This window comes from Micromonospora sp. DH14, from assembly GCF_029809455.1.
GTDB classification, from domain to species: domain Bacteria; phylum Actinomycetota; class Actinomycetes; order Mycobacteriales; family Micromonosporaceae; genus Micromonospora; species Micromonospora parva.
Window position 1 is genome coordinate 113741 of sequence record NZ_JARVKT010000015.1, and the last position, 17670, is coordinate 131410.

Genomic DNA, 17670 nt, shown 5'->3' on the forward strand with positions numbered 1-17670 from the left:
TCATCGCACACCGCCGGCGACCGTCTCGGCCAGCGCGGCCCGCATGGCGAACCCCTGCGCACCCCGGCCGGCCTGCGGCCACAGCGCCGGTAGCCGGCCGCCGTGGTCGACGCCGACCACCCGCCAGCCACTCTGCAACATGGCGAGGACGGCGGCGGCGTGCGCGTGTTCCGCTTCGGCGCGGGCCTTCTCGGGCAGGCTGAGCCAGGTGGAGCTGTTCAACAGGAAGCCGACGCAGGTGGCGTTGTTGCCCCGCAGCCCGGCCAGCAGCTCCGCCTCGGCCACGCTGACAGTGCCGAACAGGCCGATGATCAGACCACCGTCGGAACGCTGGCGGACCCGCTGCACGAGGCCGGTGACCTCGGCACGCTGATCCAGTCGTACCTCGGCGAGGTGGTCGAGCAGCGCCCCGTCCCCGCCGGCCTCCGAGGCGTCCACGTCCGCCCCCGCGCCGGTGACCAGCCGCAACTTGTAACCGGCCTGCCGCAGGTGGACGGCGATGCTCGCGGCGGCCGAGACCGCCCACTCGAAACTGGCCGTCGGCCCCTCGCCGCGGTGGCCGTACGCCCGGGTGTCCAGCACGACGGTGGCGCGGCTCTCCCAGGGCTGCTCCTCGCGGCGCACCATCAGCTCGCCGGTGCGGGCGGTGGACTTCCAGTGCACCCGGCGCAGGTCGTCGCCGCGCCGGTACTCCCGGGTCGCCGCGTCGTCCTCGCCGTGCACCGCCACCGAGCGGGCCCGGCTGTCGCCGCTGCCCGCGTACTCCCCGGGGAGCCGGACCGACGGCAGCGGGGTGACCTGCGGGATGACCGTCAGGTGGTCGGTGCTGGGGAACGAGCGGGTGAGCTCGCAGAGGCCGAACGGGTCGGTCATCCGGACGACCAGCGGGCCCACGTCGTAGCGGCCCCGCACGTCGGCCCGCACCGTGTACGCCACGGAGCTGGCCTGGTGCGCGCCGAGCCGCTCCAACACGACCCGGGGCCGGCTGCCCAGCGCGTAGGGCAGCCGGTCCTCCAGGAGCAGGGTGCCGGTCGGCAGCCGGGAGAGGTTCTGCAGGCGCAGCACCACCCGGGAGTTGGCCCCGACCGGAACCCGGTGCGGGTCCAGGGAACGGTTGCAGGCCAGCTTGTAGCGGCTGCGCCCGACGTAGGCGGCGGCCAGCAACGGCAGGATGGCCAACAGCACGGCCACCCGCAGCAGGTCCTTCTCGCCGAGGATGCCGGCCGAGATCGCCGCCGCGACCGCGGCGGCGAGGAAGGACCGCCCGCGGGTGGTCAGCCCGCGTAGCCCGGCACGCACGTCATGGCCTCCGCGGCTCGTAGGGCGCGCGGCCGTTTCCGGTGGCGGGCCGGGTGTCGTACGGGTTGCGCTGCCGGTCGTGGGGGAGCGGCAGGCGATGCACCAGCTCGGAGACGATGGCGTCGGTGGTGCGTCGGGCGAGCTGCGCGTCGGCGGTCGGGATGATCCGGTGGGCGAGCACCGGCACCGCCAGGGCCTGCAGGTCGTCCGGGAGGACGTAGTCGCGGCCCTCCAGGGCGGCCACCGCGCGGGCGGTGCGCAGCAACTGCAGGGTCGCCCGGGGGGACGCTCCGAGCCGCAGGTCGGGGGCCTCGCGCGTGGCGGTGACCAGGTCGATCGCGTACTGCTTGACCGCGTCCGCGACGTGCACCTGCCGGACGGTGGCGATGAGCTGTCGGACGATGGCCGCGTCGGAGACCGCGCGCAGCTCGTGCAGCGGGTCGGTGGCGCCGTGCCCGTCGAGCATGGCCAGCTCGGCGTTGGAGTCCGGGTAACCCATCGCGATGCGGGCGGTGAACCGGTCGCGCTGCGCCTCCGGCAGCGGGTAGGTCCCCTCCATCTCGATCGGGTTCTGGGTGGCGATCACCATGAACGGGGTCTGGAGCTGGTACGTCACCCCGTCGACGGTGACCTGCCGCTCCTCCATGCACTCCAGCAACGCCGACTGGGTCTTCGGCGAGGCCCGGTTGATCTCGTCGCCGACCACCAGGTTGGCGAACACGGCGCCCGGACGGAACTCGAAGTCGTGCGTCTCCTGGTTGTAGACGCTGACCCCGGTGACGTCGCTGGGCAGCAGGTCGGGGGTGAACTGGATGCGCCGCACCGTGCAGTCGATGGACCGCGCGAGGGCCTTGGCCAGCTTGGTCTTGCCGACACCTGGGACGTCTTCGATCAGGAGATGACCCTCGGCGAGCAGGACGGCCAGGGCGAGCCGCACGGTGGCGGTCTTACCCTCGATGACCTGCTCGATGTTGGCCACGATGGCCTCGCTGGCGGCGCGGAACTCGTCGTGCGGCAACAAGCCGCCCACCTCGTCCCAGGTCTGTTGTGTCACGGGCCTCCTCCTCGTCGCCGTCACGGCAGCTCTGCACAGAGAGCACCTGGACCCGCCGTTGGGTTCGCGACGCCGAGCCTCGTTTGCCGCAGGAATCTCACTGGTCTCTCAGGCTAACCATGTTTGTCGTTATCGCCGACCCCCGCAGGTAGTCCGCCGCTTACGCACCGATATTCGCCAGCTCGGGGGAACGGCTCCGAGCCGCCCGGGGGCCGGCAGGACGAACCGTGGGCGGGGTACACTGCGGGGCATGGCCGGAGTCTTCCTGCTTCTTACCGGGCCGTGCTGATGCGCTGAACGCAGCGACAGCACGGCGGCCCCTCCTGCGCGAGGGGCTTTTTTGTGCCCGCCGCCGGCCCGGCCCGGTGGTGCCGAGACGAAGCGAAGCGAAGCGAGGAGAGACGATGAGTGAGGCAGCCGCACCGGCGGGCGACATTCCCCCGTTCCGGTACACCGCGGCCCTGGCCGACGAGATCGAGATCCGTTGGCAGGACACCTGGGCGCGCGAGGGCACCTTCCACGCACCGAACCCGACCGGGCCGCTGGCCGACCCGACCCACCCGCGTGCCGGCGCGGAGAAGCTGTACGTGCTGGACATGTTCCCGTACCCCTCCGGCGCGGGCCTGCACGTCGGCCACCCGTTGGGCTACATCGGCACCGACTGCTACGCCCGTTACCAGCGGATGGCCGGGCGCAACGTGCTGCACGCGATGGGCTTCGACGCGTTCGGTCTGCCCGCCGAGCAGTACGCGGTGCAGACCGGCACCCACCCGCGCACCACCACGGTGGCGAACATCGAGCGGTACAAGGCGCAGCTGCGCCGGCTGGGGCTGGCCCACGACGAGCGCCGTTCGGTGGCCACCATCGACACCGACTTCTACCGCTGGACCCAGTGGATCTTCCTGCAGATCTTCAACTCCTGGTACGACCGCGACGCCGGCCGGGCCCGCCCGATCGCCGAGCTGATCGCCGAGTTCGAGGGCGGTAACCGGCCCACCCCGGACGGCCGCGCCTGGGCCGAGCTGAGCGTCGCCGAGCGCCGGCAGGTCGTGGACGACCACCGCCTGGCGTACGTCTCGCAGGCGCCGGTGAACTGGTGCCCGGGGCTGGGCACCGTGCTGGCCAACGAGGAGGTCACCGCCGACGGCCGTTCCGAGCGGGGCAACTTCCCGGTCTTCAAGCGCAACCTGAAGCAGTGGATGATGCGGATCACCGCGTACGGTGACCGGCTGCTGGACGACCTGGACAGCCTGGACTGGCCCGAGCCGATCAAGCTGATGCAGCGCAACTGGATCGGCCGCTCGCAGGGCGCGCACATCGACTTCGCCACGGCCGGGGCGCCGATCCGGGTGTTCACCACCCGGCCGGACACCATCTTCGGCGCCACCTACACGGTGCTGGCGCCGGAGCACGAGCTGGTCGACACGCTGGCGCCGACCAGCTGGCCGGCGGGCACGCGGGACGCCTGGACCGGCGGGCACGCCAGCCCCCGGGAGGCCGTCGAGGCGTACCGGAAGGCGGCAGCCGCCAAGACCGACGTCGAGCGGCAGTCCGACAGCAAGGAGAAGACCGGCGTCTTCATCGGCGCGTACGCCACCAACCCGGTCACCGGCGGGCAGATCCCGATCTTCATCGCCGACTACGTGCTGGCCGGCTACGGCACCGGCGCGATCATGGCGGTGCCGGCGCAGGACGAGCGGGACTGGGCGTTCGCCGAAGTCTTCGAGCTGCCCATCGTGCGGACCGTGCAGCCGACGGAGGGCTTCGACGGCAAGGCGTACACCGGGGACGGCCCGGCGATCAACAGCGCCGCGCCCGAGCACGGCCTGGACCTGAACGGCCTGGGGGTCGCCGACGCCAAGGCGGCGATCATCGCGTGGCTGGAGGCGAACGGACACGGCACCGGCGCGGTCACCTACCGGCTGCGCGACTGGCTGTTCTCCCGGCAGCGGTACTGGGGCGAGCCGTTCCCGATCGTCTACGACTCCACCGGCGCGGCCATCGCCCTGCCGGAAGAGATGCTGCCGGTCGAGCTGCCGGAGGTGGACGACTTCTCCCCGAAGACGTTCGACGCCGACGACGCCGACAGCAACCCGGAGACCCCGCTGTCGCGGCGGCGCGACTGGGTCGAGGTCGAACTGGACCTGGGCGACGGGCCGCAGCGCTACACCCGGGAAACCAACGTGATGCCGCAGTGGGCCGGCTCCTGCTGGTACGAGCTGCGCTACCTGGACCCGAGCAACTCCGACCGGTTCGTGGACGCGGAGAACGAGCGGTACTGGATGGGCCCGCGCGGCGAGGGCGACTGCGGGGGCACCGACCTGTACGTCGGTGGCGCCGAGCACGCCGTGCTGCACCTGCTGTACGCGCGCTTCTGGCACAAGGTCCTGTTCGACCTGGGGCACGTGTCGTCGTTCGAGCCGTTCCGCAAGCTGTTCAACCAGGGCATGATCCAGGCGTACGCGTACACCGACTCGCGCGGCAGCTACGTGCAGGCCGAGGAGGTCTTCGAGCGCGACGGCGCCTACTACCTGGGCGACCTGGCGGTGAACCGCGAGTACGGCAAGATGGGCAAGTCGCTGAAGAACGTGGTGACCCCCGACGAGATGTGCGCCGCCTACGGCGCTGACACCTTCCGGGTGTACGAGATGTCGATGGGCCCGCTGGAGGTGTCCCGTCCCTGGGAGACCCGGGCGGTGGTCGGCTCGTACCGGTTCCTGCAGCGGGTCTGGCGGGCCGTTGTCGACGAGCAGACCGGTGCCCTGCGGGTCAGCGAGGACCCGGCCGACGAGGCGACCCGCCGGCTGCTGCACAAGGTCATCGACGGGGTCCGTGGCGACATGGACGGCATTCGGTTCAACACCGCCATCGCCAAGCTGATCCAGCTGACCAACGGGCTGACCGGGCTGTCGGCGACGCCCCGCGAGGTGGCCGAGCCGCTGGTGCTGATGGTGGCGCCGTTCGCCCCGCACCTGGCCGAGGAGTTGTGGCGCAAGCTGGGCCACGACACCTCGCTGACGTACGCGGACTTCCCGAGCGCCGACCCGGCGTTGCTGGTGGCCGACACGGTGACCTACCCGGTGCAGGTCAACGGCAAGGTTCGTGGCCGCATCGAGGTCGCCGCCGACGCCGCCGAGGAAACCGTCCGCGCGGCGGCCCTGGACGCGGTGGCCGCGACCCTGGCCGGCAAGGAACCCCGCAAGGTCATCGTCGTGGCGGGCCGGATGGTCTCGGTCGTCGTCTGATCCCCGGCCGGTGCGGGACGCGGTGGGGTGACCGGTGTGTTCCGGCACGCTCGGTGACGGCCCGGGGTGACGAACGCGGGAACGAGCGCGATGACTCAGAGGCATCAAGATGGCTCTGAGTCATCGCGGTCTTTGGGAAATCCGCCCGCTCCCGGTGCCACGTCCCGGGCGAGAGGGCGGGGGATGAGCACGGCCGCTGGTCGGCCTCAGCACGCCGGTCGGCTCCAGCACGGGCCGCCGGTGGGCTCGGGCGTGATCAGACCGGCATGCGTCGGCGACGGCGTTCGGCGCGCCACCACTGGTGGATGAGCACCAGGCTGGCGATCAGGCCCAGGCTGGCCGGGGCGGCGGCGTACCAGTTGACCTCGCCCGGGGAACTGACCGCCGCGCCGATCGCCGCGTAGCCGAAGGCTGTGGGCGCGGACGCGATCACGCTGCCGGCCAGGAACGGCAGCACCCGGGCGCCGGTCGTGCCGTACCCGTAGCTGACCAGCCCGAAGCCGGCGATCGGCAGCAGCCGGACGGTGACCACCCCGAGCACGCTCTGCCGGGCGAACCAGCGGTCGAGGCGGGCCAGTCGACCGCGGACCCGAACGGCTACGAACTCCCGACCGAGCAACCGGCCGACGGTGAACCCGATCGCCGCGGCCAGCAGCGCGGCGCCCAGTGCGTACCCGGCGCCCTCCAGGGGGCCGAAGATCGCGCCCGCGGCGAGCGTGATGAAGGTGCGGGGCACCAGCGCCACCAGCAGCAGCGCGCCCCCGAGGATCGCCGCCACCGGGGCCAGGTCGCCCAGCCGGTCGGCGACCAACGGCAGCTGCTCCGGATCCGGATGGGGCACCAGCAGCAGCAGTAACCCGCAGGCGCCGATCAGCAGCACGAGCAGGGCGAACCGGACGGCCGACGGCTGCCGGAGCAGCCGCCGGACGGCGCGGATCATGCCCGGGCGGCGGCCACCGCGGAGCGGCGCTCGTTGCGGAGCCGGTCCGACCAGGTGTCGTCCAACGGCGGGAGCTGGTGCGCCCCGGTGGCCCAGCGCAGCAACAGGTCGGCCAGGGCCGGGTTGCGAGCCAGCGCCGGACCGTGCGAGTAGGTGCCCAGGAGCTTGCCGCGCCACGCGCCCTCGGTGGCGCCGTCGTTGCCCACCCCGGCGGTGACCCGGGCCAGCGGGGAGACCTCCGGACCGAGGTGGGTGCGACCACCGTGGTTCTCGAAGCCGGTGAGCGGAGGCAGGCCCAGCCGGGGGTCGATCTCGCCGGCCAGCTCGCCCACGGCCCGCGTCTCACCCCGGTCGGACTGCAGGTCGAGCAGCTCCAGCCCGCGGCACTGCACGCCCTTGGCGAAGAACGACGTGCCGAGCAGCTGGTAGCCGGCGCAGACGCCGAACACGACCGAGCCCTGGGCGACAGCGCGGTGCAGGCCGCCGTCGGCGAGCAGGCGCTGGGCGCCCAGCGCCTGCGGGCCGTCCTCGCCGCCGCCGACCAGGTAGATGTCGGCGGTCGCGGGCAGCCGCTCGTCCGAGCGGACCTCCAGCACCTCGACCGGCATCCCGCGCTGACGGGCCCGACGGGCGAGGATCAGGGCGTTGCCCCGGTCCCCGTAGGTGGAGAGCAGGTCGGGGTAGATCCAGACGATGCGCAGACTCTCAGATGACACGGTCCAACTCCGCTCGGATGTCCTGGAACGCGGTGTAGTTCGCGATGACCTCCAGCCGCCCGGGCGGGACCGCCCGGAGCGCGTCGTCGAACGTCCGGACGTGCTGGAACGGGACGTCGTTGACGTCCAGCCGCACCGCCAGGTCGTACGCCCGGTCGCCGGTGATCAGCACCTGCCGGCCACGGAGCGGGGCGAAGTCGACGTCGTAGAGCCAGGAGGTGTCCATGCCGTCGGGGTCGCGCGCGTTGATGGAGAGCAGGGTCGGCGCTTCGTCGGCCATGTCGAACGCCTCCAGCCAGCTGGCCGGGTTCTTGGCCAGCAGCAGCCGGATGTTGCGCCCGTCCTTGTCGACCTGCGCGTAGCGGCCGGCCACCGAGGTGACGATGCCGAGGCGGGACACCGCGTCGACCGGGCGGACGCCGAACTCGGCCGCCACCGCCAGCGCCGTCGCCGCGTTGCCGAGGTTGACCTTGCCGGGCAGCTGGAGGGAGACCTTGTGCCAGGCGCCGCTGGGGTCGAGTACGCCCTCGTCCTCGACGACCCAGTGCGGCTCCGGTCGCCGTAGCGGGCAGCCGGTGCACCACCACTGCTCGCCGGAGCGCTGGATCGTCGAGCCGCACTCCGGGCAGACCCAGGAGTCGTCGTGCCAGCGCTGGCCGGCGCTGAACCACGTCACGTGCGGCGGCTTGATGCCCCGGGCGGGGTCGCCGGGCGGGGTGGCGGCCCACACCACCAGCGGGTCGTCGGCGTTGGCCACCACCCGTACGTCGGTGTGCCGGACCAGCGCCGCGCGCCAGAGCTGCGCCATCATGGCGACCTCCTTGGCACGGTCGAGCTGGTCGCGGGAGAGGTTCAGCAGCGCGACCACGTGTGGCTCGGTCGCCTCCAGCACCTGGGCCAGATAGTGCTCGTCGACCTCCAGCACCGCGTACGGGGTGCTGCCGGCCTTGGCCAGCGCCGAGGTGTGCCCGCTGGGCATGTTGGCGCCGAACGAGTTGGTGGCGACCCGACCGAGCACGCCGACCGCGGCGGAGGTCAACCGGGTGGTGGTGGTCTTGCCGTTGGTGCCGGAGACGAGCGCGATCGCGCGCCCGGCCGACAGGTGGGCCAGCAGGTCCGGGTCGATCTTCAGGCCGATCCACCCGCCGATCACCGAACCGTCGCCACGGCCGGCCGCCCGGGAGAGCGCCGCGGCGGTCCGTGACACGGAGCTGGCCACCTTGGCCCGTAGGGGCATTTTCGCGTCCGTCACGCGAGCGAGGTTACCGGACCGCCGGCCCCACCAGATCGCCGCCGACGGTGAACCGTTCGGCCGTGGCGGCTGCGCGGGCGGCCGGGTCGGTGTCCCCCGGACGGAGTCGATCTATGTCGGAAAGCGGACCACGCCGAGGGGCGGCCGGTGCCCTCCACTCCGCTCCACCCCTCGTGACGTGCGGTTTTGCCCCCGAGCAAGGCGCGCCGCGCGGGTGAATTTGGTTGCGGGTGGAGGGAAGTGGAGTAGAGTGGGGACCAATGGTGAGGCCGGGAGGGCTCACCGGCCCGGGGGGTCAGCGGCGCCGCGAACGCCGCTCAAGGGCGAGGGGGTTGGGCCGATGTTTCTCGGCACCCACACTCCTCGCCTGGACGAAAAGGGCCGGTTGATCCTTCCGGCGAAGTTCCGGGATGAGCTGGCGGGGGGTGTCGTGGTCACCAAAGGGCAGGAGCGCTGCCTCTACGTCTTCCCGACTCCTGAGTTCCAGCGGATCGCGGAGCAGTTGCGCGCACAGCCGATGACACACAAGGCGGCCCGGGCCTACAGCCGGGTCTTCTTCGCCAGTGCGCACGACGAGGTTCCGGACAAGCAGGGTCGGGTGACCATTCCGGCCCACCTGCGCGCCTACGCCGCACTCAACCGCGAGCTGGTGGTGATCGGCGCGAGCACGCGGGTGGAGATCTGGGACAAGGTCGCCTGGGAGACCTACCTCGCCGAGAGCGAAGACGACTTCGCCGACATCGAGGAGGGGGTGCTGCCCGGCGGTCTGTAGGGCGGTAACGGCGCCCGACGTACTGCGAGATCTCCAGCCGCTTTCGAGTTCCTGGCATCACTTCCCCGGTGCCAGGCGCACGATCCAGTCACTGGGCGACGGTCCGGTGTCAGGCGGGAGCGGATGGGGATCTGGCGGTACGACGGCAGCGCCGTCCGACGACAGGCGCATGAGAAGAACGGACGTTTCAACCAGTGGGGGTCAACATGGGGGAGTTGCGCGGCACGCACGTGCCGGTGCTGCTCGAGCGGTGCCTCGAGCTGCTGGCCCCCGCGCTGGGTCGAGGCGGCCGGACGGTCTACGTCGACGCGACGCTCGGCCTGGCCGGGCACGCGGAGGCGGTGCTCGAGGCGCATCCGGAGACGGTCCTGATCGGGCTCGACCGGGACACCGAGGCGCTCGCTCACGCGCGGGTCCGGCTGGCCCGGTTCGCCGATCGGGTGCACCTGGAGCACGCCGTCTACGACGAGTTGCCGGACGTGCTGGAGCGGCTGGGCTATCCGGCCATCGAGGGCATCCTGTTCGACCTGGGTGTCTCGTCGTTGCAGTTGGACGCGCCCGACCGCGGGTTCGCCTACGCCCAGGACGCGCCGCTGGACATGCGGATGGACCAGACCCGGGGGGTGACCGCCGAGGAGGTGGTCAACACGTACGCGCATCCGGACCTGGCCCGGGTGCTGCGGGTCTACGGCGAGGAGAAGTTCGCCGGTCGGATCGCCTCGGCGATCATCCGGCAACGGGAGCGGGCCCGGATCACCTCGTCCGCCCTGCTGGCGGAGCTGGTTCGGGACTCCATTCCGGCACCAGCCCGACGAACGGGCGGTCACCCGGCAAAGAGAACGTTTCAGGCTTTACGGATCGAGGTAAACAGAGAGTTGGCAGCGCTGGAGACAGCGTTGCCAGCCGCACTCGACGCACTGACCGTGGGCGGTCGCATGGTGGTCCTGTCCTACCACTCGCTGGAGGACAGGCTCACCAAGGCGGCCCTCACGGACCGGGTCCGCAGTAAGGGCCCGATTGACCTCCCGGTCGAGCTTCCCGGGTCCGGTCCGACGTTCCGGCTGCTCAGCCGGGGCGCCGAACTGCCCGGGGAGGCGGAGGTTGCCGCGAACCCGCGGGCCGCCTCGGTGCGGCTGCGGGCCGCGGAGCGACTCGACCCGAACGCGACTGAGCTTGGGCGGACCGACCGCGAACGGTCCCGCCGACGGGTGAAGGGAATGCACCAACCGGGCACGGGGTCCGCCTGATCCGTGGGGGGTCAGGGGCACCGGGACGGCTAGAGGGACTGATGTTGAGGGGGAGGGACATGAGCATTGACAAGCGCGACCGCCGGGACGTCACCGGCGGCGGGCAGCGCGCACCGCGGTCGGGGGGCCGGACCGCGGCGGAGCGGGCTCCGCGCCTCGGTAACGGTACGTCACGCATCGATCGAGTGAACCGGCAGGGGGAGACTCGCGCCCGGGGGGCGCGCGAGTTCCCGACTCAGGGCACCGCCGCGCTGCGTCCGGTCGAGAAGGCCGGCAGTGCGCCCGTCGCCCGCCCGCCCCGGTTGCGGGTGGCGCCGCCGCCGCCGATCTCGGTGCCGCGGGCGCCGTTCGCGGCGCTGATCGTGGTGCTGGTGGTCGGCGGGGTGCTGGGCATCCTGGCGGTCAACACCAAGATCAATGAGAACGCGTTCCGGTTGGAGCGGTTGCAGCAGCAGCAGGCTCGACTGGACCTGGAGAAGCAGCAGCTGGACAAGCAGATCGCCGAGGCCGAGGCGCCGGGCAACCTGACCGCCGAGGCGCGGCGGCTGGGCCTGGTCGACGCCGGCGAGCCCGGCTACATCCGGCTGCCGGACGGCAAGACCCTCGAGGTGCCGCAGCCGGCCAACGGCCAGCCGTCGGTGACCAGCCAGGGTGCGGGAGGCTGACCGGTGCCACCGAGGTCGGACGAGCCGCGCCGGGACCCTACGGGGTCCCGGCGCGGTTCTGCACGTGATGCCAAGCCCGCCGACGGCGAGCCGCGCACCGGCGAGCCGGGCATCGGGGGCATCTCCGGCGCGCGCGCGTACACCCCGAGGGGTCGCACGGTCCGCGAGGAGCGCGGCACGCCGCCGCGCGGCCAGGGCGCCGAGCAGCGGCGTACGCCGCGTAGTACCCGCTCCGGTGACCCGTTCCGGCCGGCCTTGCAGGTGCTCGACGGCGGCCGGGCCGCCGCCCGTTCCGGCCGGCGCGACGCTCCTGCCGCCGGACGCGGTGGGGTGGTGCGGACCGTCGTGCCGCGTACCCCACGGGGTCCGGGTGGGGACGAGCCGCCACCGCGTCGCCGCACCACGCCACGCGCGCCGCGTCGCGCCGACCGGCCGGCGGCCCGGCGGCCGTCCCGCAAGCCGCGACGCCCGCCGAAGCTCGCCGACTCGCGGCTGCGGCTGCGGTTGGGCACCGTGCTCGCGCTGACCCTGTTCGCCGTCATCGGGATCCGGTTGATCTTCCTCCAGGCGGTCGACGCCCCGGCCTACGCCGGAGGTGGCGTCACCGACCGCACCCGCACCGTCGAGCTGCCGGCGCCGCGCGGCGCGATCTACGACAGCACCGGCGCGCCACTGGCCCGCAGTGTCGAGGCGCGGTACGTGTACGCCGACCCGACCCAGGTCGAAGATCCGGCCGGCACCGCGAAGGCGCTCTCCCCGCTGCTCGGCATCCCGGTGTCGAAGCTGATGGAGCTGATGAAGCCGCGCAAGCTGGAGAACGGCATCGCGTCCACGTTCGCCTACCTGGCGCGGGGCGTGGAGATCCCGACCGCCAAGCGGGTGCAGGCGCTGGAGCTGCCCGGTATCGGGGTGCACCGCGACGAACGTCGCGACGTGCCCGGCGGTGACCTGGCGGCCAACCTCATCGGCTTCACCAGCCAGGACATGGACGGCCTGGAAGGGCTGGAGGCCCGCTACGACAACGTGCTCGCGGGGCAGGACGGCAAGCGGGTGTACGAGGCCGGCCTCGGCGACCTCGGAGCGCCCATCCCGGGCGGCTACAGCCGGACCACTCCCGCCAAGCCGGGCAGTTCGCTGTCCCTCACCATCGTCCGTGACCTGCAGTTCCGCACCCAGCAGATCCTCAGCGCGGGCATGGCCAAGGTGCCGGGCGGCACCGGCGCCGCCGTGATCATGGAAATTCCCACCGGCGCGGTGCTGGCCCAGGCCAGCAACCCCACCTACGACGCGGCGAAGCCGCTTCCCAGCGACCCGGTCGCCCGGGAGGACGCCGCGACCAGCTTCGTGGTCGACCCGGGCTCGGTGCACAAGGCGATCACCTACGGCGCGGCGCTGCAGGAGGGGGTGATCACCCCGGACACCACGTTCCCCGTCGCCAACGCCATCAAGATGGGCGACACCTGGTTCCCCGACACACACCCGGCCGACGGCAAGCGGATGAGCATCCCGGGCATGCTCGCCTACTCGTCCAACGTCGGCGCCATCACTGTCGCCGACCGGCTCGGCCGGGACCGGCTGATCGACTACCAGAAGCGATTCGGGCTGGGTAAGCCCACCGGTGAGGGGATGCCCGGGGAGGCCAGCGGGCGCCTGTTGCCGGCCGACGAGTGGAGCGGGTCGTCGTACGGCTCGGTGCCGATCGGGCACAGCGTCGACGCCACACCGCTGCAGATGACCGCCGCGTACGCCGCCATCGCCAACAACGGCACGTACGTGCAGCCGCACCTGGTCAAGGAGGTGATCGGCCCGGACGGCAAGCGCACCCCCGCGCCGGCCCCGGCGACCCGCTCGGTGCTCAGCCCGCAGAACGCGGCGGCCCTGCGCACCATGCTGGAGGCGGTCACCACCGTCGACCGCGCCACCGGTCTGACCGCCGCCGTCCCCGGCTACCGGGTCGCCGGCAAGACCGGCACCGGGTGGCGGCTGGTCAACGGCAAGAAGCAGCCCGGTGAGGTGTCCTCCTTCATCGGGATGGCTCCCGCCGAGAACCCCCGGTACGTGATCTCGGTTTTCGTGTACGCACCCAACAACGGGGGCGCGGCGGTCGCCGGGCCGGCGTTCCGGGACATGATGCAGTTCACTCTGCGTCACTACCGGGTGCCACCTTCCGTCGCCGGATCCGCGCCCAAGTTTGTGGTCTATCCGCGCTGAGCAGCAATGGCGGGACATCATCGGTGAGTGCCGACGAACCACCGGGGCGGCTGTGCGGCCGGAACCGGACGACCGGGTAGGGTCTGACGCCGTGCCCGGCAATCCACGTCCACGTACCGTGACCGGAGTTCGGCTCGGTGATCTCGCCATCCGGCTCGCCGTCGACCCTCCGGCGGACGCTGCCGCGGTGGTCGTCACCGGCGTCACCCACGCCAGCCAGGAGGTTCGCTCCGGCGACCTGTACGCGGCGCTGCCCGGTGCCCGTCGGCACGGTGCGGAGTTCGCCGCCGGTGCCGCCGAGGCGGGTGCGGTGGCGGTGCTGACCGACCCGGCGGGCGCGGAGCTGGCGGCGCAGAGCGGTCTGCCGGCCCTGGTGGTGCCCGACCCGCGCGCCGTGCTCGGCGAGCTGGCCTCGGCCGTGTACGGCGACCCGACCGCCGGTGTCACCGTGATCGGGGTGACCGGCACCGCCGGTAAGACGTCCACCGCGTACCTGATCGAGTCGGGGCTGCGGGCCGCCGGGCACACCACCGGGCTGGTCGGCACGGTGGAGACCCGGCTCGGTGACCTGGTGATCGACAGTGTGCGCACCACCCCCGAGGCGACCGACCTGCACGCCATGCTGGCCACCGCGCGCGAGCGTGGGGTCACCGCCGTGGTCATGGAGGTCTCCAGCCACGCGTTGGCCATGGGCCGGGTGGGCGGGGTGCGGTTCGCCGTCGGGGGGTACACCAACTTCGGCTCGGACCACCTGGACTTCCACGCCGACAGCGACGACTACTTCGCCGCGAAGGCCCAGCTCTTCGACGGGCGCTGCGCCGTCGAGGTGCTCAACCACGACGACCCGGCGTTGAAGCCGCTGCTCAAGCCGGGCACCGTCACCTACTCGGCGGCCGGTGACCAGGGCGCGACCTGGTGGGCCGACGGGGTGGGCGGCGAGGGGTACGCGCAGCGGTTCACCGCGCACGGCCCGGACGGGGTCGCAGTGTCCGCCGGTGTCGCGTTGCCCGGTCGGCACAACGTGGCCAACGCGCTGCTGGCCATCGCCGCGCTGGTCGGCGCCGGGGTGGACCCGGTAACCGCCGCGACCGGTGTGGCCGCCTGCCGTGGCGTCCCGGGCCGGCTGGAGCTTGTCGACGTGGCCGCGCCGGTGCGCGGGGTGGTCGACTACGCCCACAAGTCGGACGCGATAGTGGCCGCGCTGGCCGCGTTGCGCGAGTTGAGCGCCGGCCGGCTGATCTGTGTGATCGGCGCCGGCGGGGACCGGGACCGGGGCAAGCGGCCGGTGATGGGCGCCGCCGCGGCGGAGGGAGCCGACGTGGTGCTGGTGACCGACGACAATCCGCGTACCGAGGACCCGGGGGAGATCCGCGCCGAGGTGCTCGCCGGGGCGTACCGGGCCGGCACGCCCGCCCGGATCATCGAGGTGGCGGGCCGCCGGGCCGCTATCGACGAGGCGGTCCGGCTGGCCGAGCCGGGCGACGTGATCGCGCTGCTCGGCAAGGGACACGAGCGTGGCCAGGAGGTGGCGGGCGAGGTGTTTCCGTTCGACGACAGCACCGAGTTGGCCGAGGCCCTGCGGGCCCGCTTCGGGGACCTGGCGGGCCAGCGGTGATCGCGCTGAGCCTGGCCGAGGTGGCCGCCGCGGTCGACGGTCGGCTGGTGTCCGCCGACCCGGACGTCACCGTCACCGGTTCGGTGGAGTTCGACTCGCGCAAGGTGGGCCCCGGTTCGCTCTTCGTGGCCTTCCCGGGGGAGAAGGTTGACGGGCACGACTACGCCCAGACGGCGATCCAGGCCGGCGCGGTGGCGGTGCTCGGCAGCCGCGAGGTGCCCGGCGTGCCGATGGTGCTCGTCGACGACGCCCTGACCGCGATGGGCCGACTGGCCCGCGCGGCGGTGGACCGGCTGCCCGGCCTGACCGTGATCGGCATCACCGGCTCGTCCGGCAAGACCACCACGAAGGACCTGATCGGTCAGCTGACCGCCCGGCTCGGGGCCACCGTGGCGCCACCCGGTTCGTTCAACAACGAGCTGGGGCACCCGTACACCGCCCTGCAGGCCGACCCGGACACCCGCTACCTGGTGATGGAGAAGGGCGCGCGCGGGGTCGGGCACGTGCGGTACCTGTGCGAGCTGGTGCCGCCCCGGATCTCCGTGGTGCTCAACGTCGGCACCTCGCACATCGGCGAGTTCGGCTCGCAGGAGGCGATCGCCCAGGCCAAGGGTGAGCTGGTCGAGGCGCTGCCGCCAGACGGGCTGGCCGTGCTGAACGCCGACGACCCCCGGGTGGACGCGATGGCGAGCCGTACGCAGGCCCGGGTGGTCCGCTACGGCGAGGCGCCCGACGCCGACGTGCGCGCCGAGGACGTCACGCTCGACGAGCGGGGGCACCCGTCGTACACCCTGGTCACCCCGGAGGGGCGCGCGCCGGTGCGGCTCCGGCTGGCCGGCCGTCACCAGGTCGGGAACACGCTCGCGGCGGCGGCGGTCGCCCGGGAGCTGGGTATGCCGCTGGCCGAGCTGGCCACGGCCCTGGGCGGGCTGGGGTTGGTCTCGACCCGCCGGATGGACGTCTTCGACCGTCCCGACGGGGTGACCGTGATCGACGACTCGTACAACGCCAACCCGGCCTCGATGTCGGTCGCGGTGCGGGCGCTGGCCAGCATGGGTCAGGGGCGGCGTACCGTCGCGGTGCTTGGTTACATGGCCGAGCTGGGCCCGTTCGAGTACGACGGCCACGCCGAGGTCGGCCAACTCGCGGCCGAGCTGGGTGTCGACCGGCTGCTCGTGGTGGGTGAGCCGGCTGCGCCGATCCACGAAGGCGCGACAGCGGTAGCGAACTGGGGAGGAGAGTCGGTGCTGCTCACCGATCAGGCGGCGGCCGTCGAGGTGCTGCGGAACGAGCTACGACCGGGTGACGTCGTCCTGGTCAAGGGTTCCCGGTACCGGACCTGGGAGGTGGCCGACGCCCTGCGCGCCGACGCCGACGGCGAGTCGGTCCGGGGCGCGAGGAGCGAGCTTGCGAGCCCCGCAGTCGCGACCGAAGGTGGCACCGAATGAGGGCGGTCATCGTCGCCATCGGGGTGGCCTTCCTCGTCTCGCTCTTCTGCACCCCGATCGCGATCAAGGTGTTCACCCGGCTCAAGGCCGGTCAGCCGATCCGGTCCGACGGCCCCGCCATGCACCAGGGCAAGAAGGGCACGCCCACGATGGGCGGCGTGGTCTTCATCCTGGCCACGGTGATCGCGTACGTGGCCGGGCACCTCGCCCTGACCACCCTGCCGGACCAGCAGATCGCCCAGGTGGAGCCGACCATCACCGCCCTGGTGCTGCTGGGTCTGATGGTCTTCTCCGGCGCTGTGGGTTTCCTCGACGACTTCCTGAAGGTGCGCAAGCGCAACAGTGCCGGGCTGAACAAGCGCGGCAAGTTGCTCGGGCAGATCCTGGTCGGTGCGGTCTTCGGGGTGATCGCGCTGTGGTTCCCGAGCACGATGACCAACGGCTCGGGTCTGGCGACCAACACCGAGACGGTGGGCAGCACCACGCTGAGCTTCATCCGGGACATCGACTTCCTGGAGGTCAGCAAGGTCGGCGCGGTGATCATCTTCATCTTCGTGGTGATGGCCGCGACGAACGGCGTCAACCTCACCGACGGTCTGGACGGTCTGGCGACCGGCGCGTCGGTGATGGTGCTCGCCGCGTACGCGCTGATCGCGTTCTGGCAGTACCGGCACTGGTGCGCCGACCCGAGCTACACCCAGCCGTACTGCTACGAGGTCCGCGACCCGTTGGAGATCGCGCTGATCGCCGGGGCGGCGGCCGGGGCCTGTGTGGGCTTCCTGTGGTGGAACACCTCTCCGGCCCGGATCTTCATGGGTGACACCGGGGCGCTCGGGCTGGGCGGTCTGATCGCCGGCATGGCGATGTCCACCCGCACCATCCTGCTGCTGCCGATCATCGGCGGGCTCTTCGTGATCATCACGATGTCCGTGGTGATCCAGATCATCTCCTTCAAGACCACCGGTAAGCGGGTGTTCCGGATGTCTCCTCTACAGCACCACTTCGAGTTGGCCGGCTGGAGTGAGGTCAACATCGTGGTGCGCTTCTGGATCATCGCCGGTATCGGCGTGGCCATCGCCCTGGGCCTGTTCTACAGCGAGTTCCTCGCCAACATGACCTGATCCCGCCGAGCCCTGAGGGCGGGTTCGACACGCCCGGTGGGGCGTTGTCGGGCGGTGGGGCGTGTTCAGCGGTGATGATGTCGGG

12 protein-coding genes and 1 pseudogene are annotated in these 17670 nt (G+C 72.2%); 8 read left to right on the forward strand and 5 right to left on the reverse strand.

What is annotated here, in order from left to right:
- Both QCZ28_RS20560 and QCZ28_RS20565 read right to left on the reverse strand, forming a co-directional pair.
- Positions 1 to 1299, reverse strand: a complete 1299-nt coding sequence (locus QCZ28_RS20560) for a DUF58 domain-containing protein (RefSeq protein WP_030334538.1) — start codon at positions 1297 to 1299, stop codon at positions 1 to 3.
- 1 nt (position 1300) lies between these two features.
- Complete coding sequence (locus tag QCZ28_RS20565; protein ID WP_030334536.1) at positions 1301 to 2353, reverse strand: MoxR family ATPase; 1053 nt, start codon at positions 2351 to 2353, stop codon at positions 1301 to 1303.
- 404 nt (positions 2354 to 2757) lie between these two features.
- Between QCZ28_RS20565 and leuS the strand changes: the two genes are divergently transcribed.
- Complete coding sequence (gene leuS / locus QCZ28_RS20570) at positions 2758 to 5598, forward strand: leucine--tRNA ligase (protein WP_279518172.1); 2841 nt, start codon at positions 2758 to 2760, stop codon at positions 5596 to 5598.
- Positions 5599 to 5854: 256 nt separating this feature from the next.
- On the opposite strand, the gene QCZ28_RS20575 is transcribed toward leuS, so the two are convergent.
- Genes QCZ28_RS20575 through QCZ28_RS20585 form a run of 3 tightly spaced genes read right to left on the reverse strand, consistent with a single transcriptional unit; the run spans position 5855 to position 8491 of the window.
- Positions 5855 to 6538 (reverse strand): VTT domain-containing protein, encoded by a 684-nt coding sequence (locus QCZ28_RS20575; protein ID WP_279518173.1) that lies wholly within the window; start codon positions 6536 to 6538, stop codon positions 5855 to 5857.
- Entirely contained in the window at positions 6535 to 7254 is a 720-nt protein-coding gene (locus tag QCZ28_RS20580) for a glutamine amidotransferase (protein ID WP_030334533.1), read from the reverse strand. Before QCZ28_RS20580 ends, QCZ28_RS20575 begins: the two co-directional genes overlap by 4 nt.
- Positions 7244 to 8491 carry a MurT ligase domain-containing protein gene (locus QCZ28_RS20585; protein WP_030334532.1) on the reverse strand — a complete coding sequence of 416 codons (1248 nt, stop codon included), beginning with the start codon at positions 8489 to 8491 and terminating at the stop codon, positions 7244 to 7246. Before QCZ28_RS20585 ends, QCZ28_RS20580 begins: the two co-directional genes overlap by 11 nt.
- 355 nt (positions 8492 to 8846) lie before the next feature.
- Here QCZ28_RS20585 and mraZ point away from each other — a divergent pair, with 355 nt between their 5' ends.
- From mraZ to mraY, 7 genes and pseudogenes are all read left to right on the forward strand, one after another.
- A complete protein-coding gene (gene mraZ / locus QCZ28_RS20590) occupies positions 8847 to 9278 on the forward strand; it encodes a division/cell wall cluster transcriptional repressor MraZ (protein WP_030334529.1) in 432 nt (143 codons plus the stop codon).
- A gap of 206 nt (positions 9279 to 9484) precedes the next feature.
- A pseudogene (rsmH, locus tag QCZ28_RS20595) lies at positions 9485 to 10595 on the forward strand (16S rRNA (cytosine(1402)-N(4))-methyltransferase RsmH).
- Positions 10585 to 11190 (forward strand): hypothetical protein, encoded by a 606-nt coding sequence (locus QCZ28_RS20600; RefSeq protein WP_279518174.1) that lies wholly within the window; start codon positions 10585 to 10587, stop codon positions 11188 to 11190. Before rsmH ends, QCZ28_RS20600 begins: the two are co-directional and overlap by 11 nt.
- A gap of 3 nt (positions 11191 to 11193) precedes the next feature.
- Positions 11194 to 13401, forward strand: a complete 2208-nt coding sequence (locus QCZ28_RS20605) for a penicillin-binding protein 2 (RefSeq protein WP_279518175.1) — start codon at positions 11194 to 11196, stop codon at positions 13399 to 13401.
- 52 nt (positions 13402 to 13453) lie between these two features.
- Positions 13454 to 15016, forward strand: coding sequence for a UDP-N-acetylmuramoyl-L-alanyl-D-glutamate--2,6-diaminopimelate ligase (locus QCZ28_RS20610; RefSeq protein WP_279518176.1), 1563 nt, complete (start codon positions 13454 to 13456; stop codon positions 15014 to 15016).
- A complete protein-coding gene (gene murF / locus QCZ28_RS20615) occupies positions 15013 to 16464 on the forward strand; it encodes a UDP-N-acetylmuramoyl-tripeptide--D-alanyl-D-alanine ligase (protein WP_279518177.1) in 1452 nt (483 codons plus the stop codon). The genes QCZ28_RS20610 and murF overlap by 4 nt, the downstream gene beginning before the upstream one ends.
- Positions 16461 to 17585: a phospho-N-acetylmuramoyl-pentapeptide-transferase gene (gene mraY, locus QCZ28_RS20620; protein ID WP_279518178.1), complete on the forward strand. Its 1125-nt coding sequence runs from the start codon at positions 16461 to 16463 to the stop codon at positions 17583 to 17585. The genes murF and mraY overlap by 4 nt, the downstream gene beginning before the upstream one ends.
- The last annotated feature ends 85 nt before the right edge of the window (positions 17586 to 17670 follow it).

Coding starts and splice junctions, on each gene's coding strand:
- mraZ (WP_030334529.1), top strand. CDS start 8,847: ATGTTTCTCGGCACCCACACTCCTCGCCTGGACGAAAAGGGCCGGTTG.
- QCZ28_RS20600 (WP_279518174.1), top strand. CDS start 10,585: ATGAGCATTGACAAGCGCGACCGCCGGGACGTCACCGGCGGCGGGCAG.
- QCZ28_RS20575 (WP_279518173.1), bottom strand. CDS start 6,538: ATGATCCGCGCCGTCCGGCGGCTGCTCCGGCAGCCGTCGGCCGTCCGG.
- leuS (WP_279518172.1), top strand. CDS start 2,758: ATGAGTGAGGCAGCCGCACCGGCGGGCGACATTCCCCCGTTCCGGTAC.
- mraY (WP_279518178.1), top strand. CDS start 16,461: ATGAGGGCGGTCATCGTCGCCATCGGGGTGGCCTTCCTCGTCTCGCTC.
- QCZ28_RS20585 (WP_030334532.1), bottom strand. CDS start 8,491: ATGCCCCTACGGGCCAAGGTGGCCAGCTCCGTGTCACGGACCGCCGCG.